This is a genomic window from Tabrizicola sp. T46 (assembly GCF_057219895.1).
On record NZ_JBXVVV010000002.1, the window covers coordinates 685,055 to 698,225 of the forward strand.

The following is a 13,171-nucleotide window of genomic DNA, read 5'->3' on the forward strand; positions in this document are numbered from 1 at the left end:
CTAACCCGGCGGGCCCGGCTTGGAAAGCGGCAACCATCTTGCGGCCCTGGCGTGCCGGGCGTAGGACCGGTGGCAAAGAACGAGGGCACCGATGGAAATCTTCACATACGAGGGCCTTGTCGCGCTGATGCAGGTCATCGGGATCGACCTTGTCCTGGCGGGCGACAATGCCATCGTGATCGGCCTTGCTGCGGCGGGCCTGCCGAAAGAACAGCGGGGCAAGGCGATCCTGGTCGGGATCATGGCTGCCACCGTGATGCGGATCGGCTTTGCGCTGGTGACCACGCAGCTCCTGGAGATCGCCGGTCTGCTGCTGGCAGGCGGCATCCTTTTGCTTTGGGTCTGCTGGAAGATGTGGCGCGAGCTTTCGACCCCGCATCAGGCCGAGGAGGCGGCGGTCGAGGCGCTGACCGATACTGACCTTAACGCCGATGGGACGATCGCCAAGGGTGCGCCGCGCAAGACCTTTGCCCAGGCTGCGACGCAGATCGTGATCGCCGACGTGTCGATGAGTCTTGATAACGTTCTGGCCGTCGCCGGAGCGGCACATGGGCATCCGACGGTCCTGATCGTCGGCCTGGTCCTGTCGATCGCGCTGATGGGCTTTGCCGCGAGTTTCATCGCGAACCTGCTGAACCGCTACCGCTGGATCGCCTACATCGGCCTGATGATCATCCTTTACGTGGCTTTGAAGATGATGTGGGAGGGCTGGCACGAGGTGCAGCCGATGGTCATGGGCGTGATGGGCTGACGGTCAGTCGTCATCGGACCCGTCCGGCCTGGCTGTGCCGCCCGCGAGGACATCGGCCAATTCGCGTTCGCGCCGGGCCTGCTTCTTGTCCAGCGCCTTGAGGATTTCGCGCCTGTCTGGGGCGACCTTCAGCACGTCCGCTCGGCGCTGGCGAAGTGTTGCGAGATCAACCTGCAGCAGCTTTGCCGGGTCCATGTCCTTTCGCGATGAGAGGCCCATCCCGCGGCGATAGCGGACGAGCCGGTCGGGAACATAGCCGACCGATCCGATCAGCCGGGCGCGGAAGAGGAGCACCCGGTCCTCGTAAAGGCCGGTTTCGGAAATCGGGCCGAAGGTGCGGAAGAGATCGCGGTGCCATACCGCGGTTGCCCCGATGCCGTGCGACATCGCGCGGGCAAGCTGGGGCAGCGACATTGCCTCAAGCTCTTCATGCCGTCTGCGGTCGCGCTGGCGGCCGAACGCCTGGCCGTCGGCATGCAGGTCGGTTACGTCCGAATGGATGTAGCGCGGGTTGTCCCGGGCTATCACCTCGGCAATCGCCCGCGCGCGGTGCGGTTCCGACATGTCGTCGCCCGCATTGTAGATCAGCCAGTCCGAGGTCACGAGGTCGAACAGGTGGTTCACATGGCCGATCAGGCCGAGGTTCTGCGGATTGCGGTTCAGGACAACGCGGTGCGGCCCGCGATAGGCGGCGGCCATCTTCTCCATCACGCTGTAGGTGCCGTCGGGAGAGGCATCGTCGGTCAGGACGATTTCGAGGTCATCATGGTCCTGGGCGAAGGCGGCAGCGATCGTTTCGGCAACGGTCGTCTCTTGCCGGTAGGCCATGACGACGAGGGAAAGGCGCATGGTCATTGTCCCCACGGTTCCTCCCCGCGAACTCTGCTGCGCCGGGGCACAGAGTGCAACGGGTGGTCAGACGAGCCGTGCACCTTCGACCGCCGCGCGCACGAAGTCGGCGAAGAGTGGATGGGGGGCGAAGGGTTTTGATTTCAGCTCGGGGTGGAACTGGACGCCGATGAACCAGGGGTGGTCCTTGACTTCGACGATCTCGGGAAGCCGCCCGTCAGGTGACATGCCCGAGAAGATCAGCCCGCATTTTTCCAGCTGGTCGCGGTACTGGATGTCGACCTCATAGCGGTGGCGATGACGTTCCTCGATCACGTTGGTGCCGTAGATGCGTGCGACAGCCGAGCCGTCCTTGAGGTTCGCGGTATAGGCACCAAGCCGCATGGTGCCGCCCTTGGCGTCATCGGCCTTGCGGCGGACGGTGTGGTTGCCCTGGACCCATTCCTTCAGGTGGTACACGACGGGAGTGAAGCGCTTTTCTCCGGCCTCGTGGTCGAATTCCTCGGACCCGGCGTTCGTGACGCCGACGAGGTTCCGCGCGGCTTCGATCACCGCCATCTGCATCCCGAGGCAGATGCCAAGGTAGGGGACCTTCTTCTCACGTGCGAAGGTGGCAGCCTTGATCTTGCCCTCGGTGCCCCGCTCGCCGAAGCCGCCGGGAACCAGGATGGCGTGGAAGTTTTCCAGGTATGGCGCGGGGTCTTCGCGCTCGAAGATCTCGGCGTCGATCCATTCGGCGCGGACCTTGGTGCGATTGGCCATACCGCCGTGGGTCAAGGCCTCGGCGATGGATTTGTAGGCGTCTTCCAGCTGGGTGTACTTGCCGACGATGGCGACGCGCACCTCGCCTTCCGGGTGGGTGATGCGGTCCATCACGTCTTCCCAGCGCGAAAGGTTGGGCTTCGGGGCGGGGGTGATGCCGAAGGCATCAAGGACGGCCTGGTCGAGGCCTGCCTTGTGGTAGGCGAGGGGCGCCTCGTAGATCGTCTTCAGGTCATAGGCGGGGATCACGGCCTCTTTCCGGACGTTGCAGAAGAGGGCGATCTTTTCCCGCTCGCGGTCCGGAATCGGGTGTTCCGACCGGCAGACGAGGACGTCCGGCGCAAGGCCGATGGACTGGAGTTCCTTGACCGAGTGCTGGGTGGGCTTGGTCTTCAGTTCGCCGCTGGCCGCGAGGTAGGGAAGCAGCGTCAGATGCATCAGGATGGACTGACCGCGGGGCCGCTCATGGATGAACTGGCGGATGGCCTCGAAGAAGGGGAGCCCCTCAATGTCGCCGACGGTGCCGCCGATCTCGCACAGCATGAAATCGACCTCGTCGTCGCCGATGCGAAGGAAGTCCTTGATCTCATTGGTGACGTGCGGGATGACCTGGATCGTCTTGCCGAGGTAGTCGCCGCGGCGCTCTTTCTCCAGCACGTTGGAATAGATCCGGCCGGATGAGATGGAGTCGGTCTGGCGGGCCGAAACGCCGGTGAAGCGTTCGTAGTGACCAAGGTCAAGGTCGGTCTCGGCCCCGTCGTCGGTGACGAAGACCTCGCCATGTTCGAAGGGCGACATCGTGCCGGGGTCGACGTTGAGATATGGGTCAAGCTTGCGGAGGCGGACTGTGTAGCCGCGGGCCTGGAGCAGGGCCCCAAGCGCTGCCGAGGCAAGGCCTTTGCCGAGGGATGAAACGACGCCGCCGGTAATGAAGATGTATCGCGCCACGCCGGGCCCCCCGTGTTTCAAGGCGCGATTCGGACAGGTGGAATCGCAGCACCACGGGAGTTGACCTATAGCGGCCTTCGTCCACGGTGGCAACGCCCGGCATGCTAGATCATGCGGGGCGCGCCGAAAGAAAGCCCAGAGCTTGTGGGATCAGGGGTTGGTGGCCGGAGCTGCCGGTGCGGCGGGCTCATCCGCGCGCGGCGCGGTCACAGGCGCATCCGTCGCCGAGGGGGGCAGAAGATCGCCGGTCAGGCCGGGCGTTGCCGGTGCTTCGGCCGGGGCTGCTGGCGTCTCGGCCGTCACACCATCCACAACCGAGCCACCGCCGGCGCCACGGGTGGCGAGGATCGTCAGGGTCAGCGACGTGATGATGAAGCAGACGGCCAGAAGCCAGGTCAGCTTGGTCAGACCGGTGGCCTGCGAACGCGCTGCCATCGACCCGGTGCCGCCTCCGCCCATCCCCAGTGCCCCGCCTTCGGAGCGTTGCAGCAGAACGATCCCGATAAGGGCCAGGGCAAGGATCAGGTGGATGGTGAGAACGACGTTTTCCATTGGCTTCCCGGGAAGGTGACGCGCCTATCTAGGCGCAAGGGGCCTCGGGTGCAAGTGTCGTGAAACCGGCAGACTGCCCGGCCCCGAGGCATGGCAGGCCAGGGCTGGCTCTGGGCGGCGGGCAGGCCGGGGCTTGGGGTCGGTTTCGATTGCCCTTGTTCGCAGGTCCGGTAAAGTCATCGGGGCTGGGGGCGGTGCTTGATCGGATGGCAAGCGTTACTGTGAACGACAGTTATGCACGTGTTCTCTTGCAAAGCCGGCAGCTCTTGCAGCAAGGCCGCTTGATCAACCTGAGAAGCCGGGACGAGAGGATACGCTCGCGCGACCGGTTGCAGGCCTTCTTTGAAGGTTTGCAGGACGTTTTGCGCCCTGCAATGACGCTGGAGATCGGAGCCCATGCCGCGCCGTTTTCGCAGCGCATGGCCAAGCTTGGACGCGAGGCCCATGCCTTTGAGGCCAACCCCTACAACTACAAGGCCTTCGCCCGGCAGATCAGAAGGCACGCGCCGGAAGTAAGGTATCATCACCTTGCGATCAGCGACCGGGACGGCTCTGTGACCTTCGAGGTCAAGGAAAGCCGGTCGGGTCGACCGGTCAAGAAGATCGTGGGCAACAATTCTTTGCTTCGGCGGACCTCCCCGGACGTCAGCTATGAAAGCGTCACTGTGCCGTCGGCAAGGCTGGACACGTTCCTTGCGACGAGGGGGCTGGAAGGGCGCAGCTTCTCGGCATGGATCGACGTGGAGGGGGCGCTGGGAATCGTGACGGCGGGATTTGGGTCTGCGCTCCGGTCCTGCCTCAGCCTGATCGTCGAAGTGGAGGACGTGGCCTTCTGGCAGGGGCAGATGCTGGCCGCGGACGCGATGCACTTCTTCGACAGCCAGGGCATGGTGCCGGTTGCCCGCGATTTCGAGGCAGCGCATCAGTACAACCTTGTCTATCTGCGGCAGGATGTCCTTGGTCTTCCCGAGGTCAGCGCCGCGATCGAGAGTTACCTCCAGGGACTGTAGGCAGGCGCGTCAGCCTTCATGCACCGCGGAAAGCTTGTTGCCGTCGGGATCGCGGACATAGGCCGCGAAGAACCCGGGTCCGTAGGGGCGCAGGCCGGGAGCTCCCTCGTCGGTGCCACCTGCGGCGAGGGCGGCCCGGTGAAAGGCGCGGACAGCCTCCTGGTCCGGCGCGACGAAGGCCGGCATCGAGCCGTTCCCGACCGTTGCGGCCTTGCCGTCGAAGGGCAGGGTGATCCAGAGGCGGGTGCGCCGGTCCTGGGGCAGGCCGTAGCCGACCTCGGTCGGTTCGGTCGCGCGGCGGATGAAGCCGAGCGGGGCCAGGGCCGCGTCATAGAAGCGGGCGGCCCGGGCAAGGTCATTGGTGCCGAGGGTGAGGTAAAGGAAGGTTTCCTGCATCGCTGTGTCGTCCTTGGGTCGGTGCAGGGTAACGACGTGCAGGCGGTGGTGCCAGATGCCGTGGCTGAGTGCGCTTTTTTCCGTTCCAACCCTGCTGCTCTGCCGCTATAGGACAGGCGGTTTGTGCATGCCGGGAGAATGAAATGGCCAATGTCGTCGTCGTGGGTGCCCAGTGGGGCGATGAGGGCAAGGGCAAGATCGTCGACTGGCTGTCGGAACGTGCGGATGTGATCGCACGCTTCCAGGGCGGGCACAACGCCGGGCATACGCTGGTGATCGGCGAGTCGGTCTACAAGCTGTCTCTCCTGCCGTCGGGCATCGTGCGTGGTGGCAAGCTGTCGGTGATCGGGAACGGTGTGGTCGTGGACCCCTGGCACCTGGTGTCCGAGATCGAGAAGCTGCGCGGGCAGGGCGTGGATGTCTCGCCTTCGAACCTGATGCTGGCCGAGAACGCGAGCCTGATCCTGCCGATCCATGGCGAGCTTGACCGGGGCCGCGAGGCGCAGACGACAGTGGCGAAGATCGGCACTACGGGGCGCGGGATCGGCCCGGCCTATGAGGACAAGGTCGGGCGTCGGGCGATCCGGGTGGCGGACCTCTTTGACGCGGCCACGCTGGACCTGCGGATCGGGCGGCTTCTGACGCACCACAACGCGCTGCGGGCCGGGCTGGGGCTTGAGCCCGTCGATCCGGTGGCGCTTAAGGCACAACTCGTCGAGATCGCGCCGAAGCTGAAGCCCTATGCGGGCCCGGTCTGGAAGGTGCTGAATGAGGCGCGCCGGGCGGGCAAGCGGATCCTGTTCGAAGGTGCGCAGGGGTCGCTTCTGGACATCGACTACGGGACCTATCCCTATGTGACGTCCTCGAACACCATCGCGGGGCAGGCGGCGACCGGGACGGGCGTAGGGCCGACGGCGATCGACTTCGTGCTGGGGATCGTGAAAGCCTATACGACGCGCGTCGGCGAGGGGCCGTTTCCGGCCGAGTTGCACGATGCCGATGGCGAGCGTCTGGGCGAACGCGGGCATGAGTTCGGCACCGTGACAGGCAGGAAGCGCCGCTGCGGCTGGTTCGACGCGGTGCTGGTGCGCCAGACTTGTGCGACCTCCGGCGTGTCCGGGATCGCGCTGACCAAGCTCGACGTGCTGGACGGGTTCGCGAAGCTGAAGATCTGCGTTGGCTATGATCTGGACGGGCAACGGCTGGACTACCTGCCAATTGCCGCCGACGAACAGGCGCGCTGCCGGCCGATCTACGAAGAGATGGAAGGCTGGTCCGAAACGACCGCCGGGGCGCGGAGCTGGGCCGACCTGCCGGGGGCGGCGATCAAGTATGTCCGCCGGATCGAGGAGTTGATCCAGTGCCCTGTCGCACTACTGTCCACCTCGCCCGAGCGGGACGACACGATCCTTGTGACCGATCCCTTCGCAGACTGAAGGGGGCTCATCGCCCGGCTTCGCCTGCTCTATTCGCGGAAGGGGGGCCGGGCAAGGGGCTGAGCGACCAGAGGGACGCGAAGAGCGGCAGGGGAAAGAGGATAGAATGGCACTCAGCTACAGGGCACGGCGGGTCTGGGCGCTGGTCATCCTGCTGATCGGGATGCCGGTCTACGTCGTCGTGGCAGTGAACCTGATCGACCTGTTCGAACGGCCGACGCTTGTGATCGAATTCCTGGTCTATGTCGGTCTGGGGATCCTCTGGATCCTGCCTTTCCGTTCGATTTTCCGCGGCATCGGTCAGCCCGATCCGGACGCAAAGGCCAGGGAGAATGACCCCCCGGCCTGAGTGCCCATTCGGAAGGCCGACCGCTTAACGGAAGCGGCGGGCCTCGGCCAGGTAGGGCGACTGTTCTGCAAGGACGTAATGGCCACGTCCGACCTTTTCGATGCGCCCGGTCCGGAGGAGCGTGCCGAAGCTGCGCAGGCCATCCTCGCGGCTGATCGATTTTCCTCCGGCGCTGGCCATCAGGCGCCGCATGAGCTGGGGCCGGGTGAAGAGTTCGCGCCGTTCAACGCAGGTGGCGTAGGCGGCGGCGGCTTCGAGCATTTCGGCCAGTGACTTCACGCCAACACGTTCGGCAAAGCTGGCAAGGCCGGCCTCGACACTGTCAGAGAGGTGCTCGTCCAGGCCGTCCTCCTCGTCCGTCTCGACGGCTGGCGCAGGGCTGGCCCGGTTCAGCACGAGACGCTCGGTCTGCACGAGCGGGCTTGCCGCCGAAGCCCCGACACCGATCGCACCAGTCAGTCGCCCGGTGCGGACGGCAATCATCGGCTGGCCTTCGATACCCGGTTGGCTTGGTCCGGTCGGTACCGCCGCGGGAGCCCGGGCCGCCGGGGCTGCGGCTGGGGGAGCTTCGGAGGCAGGCATGATCCGGTCGACGCGCTGTTCCGAAACCAGAACCAGCGGAGGCGGGCTGACCAGCCCGGGACGGATCGTGCCGGGCCGCGGTTCCTGCGGGCGAACCGACACGGTCTTGCGGCGCGGCTTGACGTCGGACGGGTCCATCTCGGCGTCCGGCAGCACCACCTGTGACAGATCCTCGCGATAGGCGTCTTCGTCATGACCGGCAGCGGGGCTGATCGTTTCGCCCGCAGCGCGGTCGGCGTCAGCTGCGGCAACGGCAGCTTTCAGATGGGCAAGCGCGTCGAGGCGGCGACGGTTTTCTTCGTCCGCCATGACATCGTCAGCCTGACGCAGCAGGCGAGCAAGGTCTTCCGCCTCATCAGGGGACACCATACGGGTAGCGGCGCGGGACGGGGCAGGTGTTTCAGCACCATCCTCGGCGTGGATGCGAACGATCCGCGAACTGACCCTTTGCGTTCTGGAGCTTGCCCACTCGTCGGCCGCGGGCGCTTCCAGGTCTGTCGGCTCTTCTTCCCAATTGTCCTCAATCGTCGGCTCGGCAAGCGTCAGATCTTCCGACACAAGCATGTCAACAGGGGCATCGGAAAGGTCGGCATGGACCCGATCGAGCTGCGGTGCCTCGGGTTCGGACGTGCTTTCAATTGCGGTCGCTGCAAGGGGTTCCGTCTCGGTCGTCGGCGCAGCTTCGGCTTCGGCCTCGGCGGCGGCGGCAAGAGACTCGACCGCTTCAGCACCCTCATCCACGAAAGCGGCGAAGCCCGTGCCCGGAACACGACCAGGGTCTTCGATGTGCATTTCCTTGACTGGCGACATCAAGGCGAGGTCTTCGGCAAGGTCTTCAGAAGCGTCTTCGGCAACGGATGCGTCAGGCGCAAGTACGTCGGCGGGCCGAAGAACGGGCTCGGGCGTTGCAAACTGAGGATGCTGGAGCTCAAGGTCCTCGACCTCGATGAACGGCGCCTCGTCCTCGGCTTCCCAAGTCTCGGCCGGGGTGGCCTCGGCAACGGGTTCTGGCATGGCAAGATCAGAGAAGATATTGCCTTCGGTTTCATTGGGGGCGGCTTCGGTCTCGGGGTCCTCGATGAGCGCGCCGATCCGACTGGCGGCATCCTCTGCCGGCTTGCCTTCAGTTTCGGTCCGGGGCGTCGCAGTGTAGGCGGCGACCGCATCTTCCGGCGCTTCAGCCTCTTCGCGGAAGGCGTTGAGCACATCTTCCGGTAGTGCGGGCGCGACAGCGGTATCGTCCAGCGGCCGACTGACGGCCTGGCGGATACGGGCCAGCTTGGCGGCAACGCCCGTCGGCATGACAGTCTGCAGGGCAGGCTCGACAATCGGCGGTTCAGATACCGGTGCAGGAACTGGCGCAGCAGATACCTCTTCCGGACCGCGGTCGGCGACCTGTTCGCCGGCGGAATCAAGATCGCTCTTGCGGATGACAAGCCCCGCCTCGCGCGCCTTTGCTCCGACGAGTCGGGACACCTCGCGGTCCGCAACGCGGTGCAGCATCGCGGCATCAGGCTGAAGCGGCTCGGCCCCGAAGTAACGGTCTTCGGCGGCAAGGTCGCGGAAATACTCGGCAATCGCCTTCATCGTGTTGAAGGGGTCGTCGAAGCCTTCCAGCGTGCAGCTGAAGGTGCCGTAAGACACTGTCAGGATTCTGCTTTCATTGGTCATGACTCGACCGCCTTTCACTATGCCGATGGCAGCATTTTACACCCACGAAGCTCTAATCCATGGACAGACATAGGTAATTTGATGGATTGATTGTGGCCGGGGTCCTGGAATCCTGCCTTAATTGGAGACAGTTTTGCATGAATCCGCCGATTGTCCAGACGATGCGCGGAATTACCCTGGCGGGAGGCGGACCTTTCGGGCGGAGGGACCTTGAGCTCTGCCTGAAGCGGGCCCCGGTACCAGTCGCGGCGGATGGCGGGGCGGACCGGATGCTGCAGCTGGGGACGGAACCGGCGGCGGTGATCGGGGATTTCGATTCAATCTCGGGTACCGCTCGGGCACGGATTCCCTTAGAAAAACAATACGTTGTGCCGGAGCAGTCAACCACCGACTTCGACAAGGCATTACGCGCAATCGAAGGCCATTTCGTGCTGGCCCTTGGCTTCGCCGGCGCGCGTCTGGACCATGGCCTTGCTGCGATGCACACGCTGGTGAGCCACACGGACCGTCGCTGCATCCTGATCGGCCCGAAGGACGTCGCCTTTGCCGCACCCCGTCAACTGGAACTTTCACTGGCTCCCGGCGAACCGTTGTCGCTTTTCCCGATGGCGCCGGTCACCGGGCGAAGCGAGGGGCTTGAATGGCCGATTGCGGGCCTGTCGTTTTCGCCTGCGGGGCAGATCGGCACGTCGAATCGGGTCGTGTCGCGCCGGGTGGTGCTCAGCTTCGACGCACCCGGGATGCTGGTCATCCTGCCGCGCCGCAGGCTGGACGCGGCGATCAGATCGCTTGTGCCTGGCGCTTGATCCGGGCCTGCAGACGCTCGCGGTGGATGATGTAGAGTCCCGAGGACACGATGATTGCGATGCCGGTCCAGGTCATCGCGTTCGGGAAGTCACCGAAGATGAGGTAACCGAGGATCACCGCGGTGACGATCTCTGAATAGTGGAGTGGTGCCAGCGTGGCGGAGGGAGCGTATTTCAGCGCATAGGTCATGCACATGTGGCTGACGGCCGCCCAGAAGCCCACGCCGAAGAGCCAGAGCCAGTTCCAGCCTTCGGGCCAGATCGGATCAAGCGATGGGATGCCTGACCCGTTTGCCAGGACCATGACCGGCAGGCACATCAGAAGCCCGGTCCAGGAGGTGTGAAACTGCATCGAGACCGGGTGCATCCAGGCCGACATCGCCCGCGTGACCAGCATGTAGAAGGCGAAGAGGAAGGCGGTCGCGAGCGGCCAAAGCGCGACGAGGCCGAAGGCGGCGAGCGAAGGCTGGATCACCAGAAGTGCTCCGCCGAAGCCCACCGCGCAGGCGGCGATGCGGCGCGGACCGACCTGGTCCCCGAAGATGAAGTGTCCGAGGATCAGCAGGATGAAGGGCTCGACGAAGACGATGGCCAGCGCGTCCGCAATGGGCATCACCTCGATCCCGGAGACGAAGGCATAGGTCGAGACAAGCAGGAAAAGCGCGCGCAGGCCGGTATAGGCCAGCGCGCGGGGCGAAAGGCCGAGGCTAAGGCCCATTAGCCACATGACCGGCAGCATCAGTGCGGTCTGCACGGCGAAACGGGCGAAGGTGACCTGGCCCACCGGCACGCCGTTTTCGGCCGCGAGTTTTGCCGAAACATCGAGAAGCGGTGCGAGCACGCAGAAGGCGAGCATCAGAAGGACGCCCTGAAGGGTGGTGTCGCGGGTCATGGGCCTGCCTAGCTTGGGGCGCGGGAAGCTGCCAGCCCGAAAGCGACATCAGCGGGTTGGGAAGGCTTGCCGGCGACGCGCTTCGTGACGGGACCACTACCCGCGGCCGACCTGTCGCCAGTCAACAGTTCGGCACGTTCACCGCAAGGCCGCCAAGCGACGTCTCCTTGTACTTCTCGTGCATGTCGCGGCCCGTCTGGCGCATCGTCTCGATGCAGACATCGAGGCTGACGAGGTGCTGGCCATCGCCGCGCAGCGAAAGCGAGGCCGCCGAGACGGCCTTGATCGCACCAAGGCCGTTCCGTTCGATGCAGGGCACCTGGACAAGGCCCTTTACGGGATCGCAGGTCATGCCGAGGTGGTGTTCCAGCGCGATCTCGGCGGCGTTCTCCACCTGCTCGGGTGTCCCGCCCAGAACGGCGGCCAGACCCGCGGCGGCCATGGCGGCGGCGCTGCCGACCTCGGCCTGGCAGCCGCATTCCGCGCCGGAAATGCTTGCGTTGTGCTTGCAAAGCCCGCCGATCGCGGCGGCGGTCAGGAGGAAATCACCCACTCTCGCCGGGCTTGCGCCGGGAACATGGTCAAGCCAATAGCGGATCACCGCCGGGACCACCCCGGCCGCCCCGTTGGTCGGCGCGGTCACGACCTGGCCGCCGGCGGCGTTCTCTTCGTTCACCGCCATCGCGTAAAGCGACATCCAGTCGTTGATCGTATGCGGCGGCGTGAGGTTCAGTCCGCGCTCGGCCATGAGCGCGTCGTGAATACCCTTGGCGCGGCGGCGGACCTTGAGGCCCCCGGGCAGGATGCCTTCCCCCTTCATGCCGCGGCTTATGCAGTCGTTCATCACCTGCCAGATGCGGTTCATCCCGGCGTCGAGATCGGCGGCCGCGCGGAACTTCAGCTCGTTCTGCCGCTTCATCTGCGCGATGGAGAGGCCCGAGACCTTTGCCATTTCCAGCATCTCGGCGGCCGTTTCGAAGGGGTAGGGCACGTCGGCCCGGGCATTGGCCTTGGCGCCCCCCGCATCGGCCAGTTCGCCTGCAGTCAGCACGAAGCCCCCACCGATGGAATAGTAGGTCTCCTGCAGGATCACGTCGCCCTGGGCGTCGGTGGCTTTCAGGATCATCCCGTTCGCATGGCCGGGAAGGGCGGGGCCGAAGTCGAAATGCAGGTCCTTCAGCGGGTCGAAGGCAAGGGGCGGCAGGCCCGGGGCCTCGATGACTTTGGTGTCGCGGATGCGGGCAAAGGCGGCCTCGGCCTTTTCGGCGTCGTAGGTGTCGGGCGAGAACCCGGCGAGGCCAAGGATCGTCGCCCGGTCGGTCGAGTGGCCGACTCCGGTAAAGGCCAATGACCCGTGCAGAGAGGCGCGAAGCCCGTGGAAGTGGAAGGGCGAGGCGCGCATCGCATCAAGAAAGCGCGCGGCGGCGACCATCGGCCCCATCGTGTGGCTGGATGAGGGGCCGATGCCGACCTTGAACATGTCGAAGACGGAAAGAAACATCAGGCCCTCGGGTTGGTGAAGGGGGTCGGGCCAAGACCGTCAGCTTTGGCCACGCGCAGGGCGGCGGGGCGCGCCTCATGCGCGGCGAGGACGGCCTTGAGGTGGGGGAAGGTGTCGATGTCGATGCCGTAGGGCTCGGGCGGCAGCATGATCAGCCAGCGCACGAGGATGCCGATGTAGAAACCGAGCACGCCGGGGTGGTCGGGCGAGAGCCAGCGCGGCGCTCGGGCTGCAATCATCGCCTCGATCAGCCCAAGGCGCAGGGTGATCTGGTCATGCGCTGCGGCGCGGGCGGCGTCGGTATTCGCCTCGCCCGCCGGTCGGTGCGGATAGAACATCGCAAGCGCCGCCTGGTGCAGCGCGTTCGAGGTGAAGAAGAGCCAGGACAGGAAGCCCGGGCGGTCGGGATCGTTTGGCCCGGGGCCAAGGCGGCCGGTCTGGTCGACCAGCCACAAAAGGATCGCCCCGGTTTCGAACATCGGGCCGTGGTCGGTTTCAAGCGCAGGGATCAGTCCCACCGGGTTGATCCGGCGGTAGTCAGGGCTGGCGAGCGCCCCGCCCTCGATATCCGCCAGAGCAATGGTATGGGGCAGTTCCAGTTCCTCCAGCGCAAGGCGGATGATGGTGGAGGCGAAGTCGGGGGCGTGGTGCAGCGTCAGTGGCATG

The 13,171-nt window shown here is 65.4% G+C and carries 13 protein-coding genes; 5 read left to right on the forward strand and 8 right to left on the reverse strand.

Annotated elements, in window-relative coordinates:
- The first annotated feature begins 91 nt into the window (after positions 1–91).
- Entirely contained in the window at positions 92–751 is a 660-nt protein-coding gene (locus AC2D9V_RS11005; protein ID WP_484714112.1) for a TerC family protein, read from the forward strand.
- 3 nt (positions 752–754) lie between these two features.
- Here the strand turns inward: AC2D9V_RS11005 and AC2D9V_RS11010 are convergent, their stop codons facing one another.
- From AC2D9V_RS11010 to secG, 3 genes are all read right to left on the reverse strand, one after another.
- A complete protein-coding gene (locus AC2D9V_RS11010; RefSeq protein ID WP_484714113.1) occupies positions 755–1,600 on the reverse strand; it encodes a glycosyltransferase family 2 protein in 846 nt (281 codons plus the stop codon).
- 66 nt (positions 1,601–1,666) lie between these two features.
- Positions 1,667–3,310: a CTP synthase gene (gene pyrG, locus AC2D9V_RS11015; protein WP_484714114.1), complete on the reverse strand. Its 1,644-nt coding sequence runs from the start codon at positions 3,308–3,310 to the stop codon at positions 1,667–1,669.
- A 150-nt stretch (positions 3,311–3,460) separates the two neighbouring features.
- On the reverse strand, positions 3,461–3,862 hold the full coding sequence (gene secG / locus AC2D9V_RS11020; RefSeq protein ID WP_484714115.1) for a preprotein translocase subunit SecG: 402 nt from the start codon (positions 3,860–3,862) through the stop codon (positions 3,461–3,463).
- Between the two features lie 374 nt (positions 3,863–4,236).
- Between secG and AC2D9V_RS11025 the strand changes: the two genes are divergently transcribed.
- Positions 4,237–4,872 (forward strand): FkbM family methyltransferase, encoded by a 636-nt coding sequence (locus AC2D9V_RS11025; protein WP_484714116.1) that lies wholly within the window; start codon positions 4,237–4,239, stop codon positions 4,870–4,872.
- A 9-nt stretch (positions 4,873–4,881) separates the two neighbouring features.
- Here AC2D9V_RS11025 and AC2D9V_RS11030 read toward each other — a convergent pair whose 3' ends face one another.
- Positions 4,882–5,268, reverse strand: a complete 387-nt coding sequence (locus tag AC2D9V_RS11030; protein WP_484714117.1) for a VOC family protein — start codon at positions 5,266–5,268, stop codon at positions 4,882–4,884.
- Between the two features lie 143 nt (positions 5,269–5,411).
- Between AC2D9V_RS11030 and AC2D9V_RS11035 the strand changes: the two genes are divergently transcribed.
- Positions 5,412–6,704, forward strand: coding sequence for an adenylosuccinate synthase (locus AC2D9V_RS11035; RefSeq protein WP_484714118.1), 1,293 nt, complete (start codon positions 5,412–5,414; stop codon positions 6,702–6,704).
- Positions 6,705–6,810: 106 nt separating this feature from the next.
- Positions 6,811–7,053: a DUF2842 domain-containing protein gene (locus tag AC2D9V_RS11040; protein ID WP_484714119.1), complete on the forward strand. Its 243-nt coding sequence runs from the start codon at positions 6,811–6,813 to the stop codon at positions 7,051–7,053.
- 24 nt (positions 7,054–7,077) lie between these two features.
- Here AC2D9V_RS11040 and AC2D9V_RS11045 read toward each other — a convergent pair whose 3' ends face one another.
- Positions 7,078–9,306 carry a hypothetical protein gene (locus tag AC2D9V_RS11045; RefSeq protein WP_484714120.1) on the reverse strand — a complete coding sequence of 743 codons (2,229 nt, stop codon included), beginning with the start codon at positions 9,304–9,306 and terminating at the stop codon, positions 7,078–7,080.
- Between the two features lie 137 nt (positions 9,307–9,443).
- Here AC2D9V_RS11045 and AC2D9V_RS11050 point away from each other — a divergent pair, with 137 nt between their 5' ends.
- On the forward strand, positions 9,444–10,112 hold the full coding sequence (locus AC2D9V_RS11050; protein ID WP_484714121.1) for a thiamine diphosphokinase: 669 nt from the start codon (positions 9,444–9,446) through the stop codon (positions 10,110–10,112).
- Here AC2D9V_RS11050 and AC2D9V_RS11055 read toward each other — a convergent pair.
- The 3 genes from AC2D9V_RS11055 to AC2D9V_RS11065 form a co-directional block, all read right to left on the reverse strand.
- The gene (locus AC2D9V_RS11055) at positions 10,087–11,004 is read right to left on the reverse strand and encodes a DMT family transporter (RefSeq protein WP_484714122.1); all 918 of its coding nucleotides are present in this window, start codon (positions 11,002–11,004) and stop codon (positions 10,087–10,089) included. The two genes, AC2D9V_RS11050 and AC2D9V_RS11055, sit on opposite strands and share 26 nt — an antisense overlap.
- 121 nt (positions 11,005–11,125) lie before the next feature.
- Entirely contained in the window at positions 11,126–12,505 is a 1,380-nt protein-coding gene (locus tag AC2D9V_RS11060; RefSeq protein WP_484714123.1) for an L-serine ammonia-lyase, read from the reverse strand.
- Positions 12,505–13,170, reverse strand: a complete 666-nt coding sequence (locus AC2D9V_RS11065) for a glutathione S-transferase family protein (RefSeq protein WP_484714124.1) — start codon at positions 13,168–13,170, stop codon at positions 12,505–12,507. Before AC2D9V_RS11065 ends, AC2D9V_RS11060 begins: the two co-directional genes overlap by 1 nt.
- Position 13,171: the final 1 nt, after the last annotated feature.

Excerpts from the sequence above, each read along its gene's own strand:
- AC2D9V_RS11050 (WP_484714121.1), top strand. The coding sequence starts at position 9,444 with ATGAATCCGCCGATTGTCCAGACGATGCGCGGAATTACCCTGGCGGGA.
- AC2D9V_RS11055 (WP_484714122.1), bottom strand. The coding sequence starts at position 11,004 with ATGACCCGCGACACCACCCTTCAGGGCGTCCTTCTGATGCTCGCCTTC.
- AC2D9V_RS11035 (WP_484714118.1), top strand. The coding sequence starts at position 5,412 with ATGGCCAATGTCGTCGTCGTGGGTGCCCAGTGGGGCGATGAGGGCAAG.
- AC2D9V_RS11045 (WP_484714120.1), bottom strand. The coding sequence starts at position 9,306 with ATGACCAATGAAAGCAGAATCCTGACAGTGTCTTACGGCACCTTCAGC.
- secG (WP_484714115.1), bottom strand. The coding sequence starts at position 3,862 with ATGGAAAACGTCGTTCTCACCATCCACCTGATCCTTGCCCTGGCCCTT.
- AC2D9V_RS11030 (WP_484714117.1), bottom strand. The coding sequence starts at position 5,268 with ATGCAGGAAACCTTCCTTTACCTCACCCTCGGCACCAATGACCTTGCC.
- AC2D9V_RS11065 (WP_484714124.1), bottom strand. The coding sequence starts at position 13,170 with ATGCCACTGACGCTGCACCACGCCCCCGACTTCGCCTCCACCATCATC.
- AC2D9V_RS11005 (WP_484714112.1), top strand. The coding sequence starts at position 92 with ATGGAAATCTTCACATACGAGGGCCTTGTCGCGCTGATGCAGGTCATC.
- AC2D9V_RS11025 (WP_484714116.1), top strand. The coding sequence starts at position 4,237 with ATGACGCTGGAGATCGGAGCCCATGCCGCGCCGTTTTCGCAGCGCATG.
- AC2D9V_RS11040 (WP_484714119.1), top strand. The coding sequence starts at position 6,811 with ATGGCACTCAGCTACAGGGCACGGCGGGTCTGGGCGCTGGTCATCCTG.
- AC2D9V_RS11060 (WP_484714123.1), bottom strand. The coding sequence starts at position 12,505 with ATGTTTCTTTCCGTCTTCGACATGTTCAAGGTCGGCATCGGCCCCTCA.
- AC2D9V_RS11010 (WP_484714113.1), bottom strand. The coding sequence starts at position 1,600 with ATGCGCCTTTCCCTCGTCGTCATGGCCTACCGGCAAGAGACGACCGTT.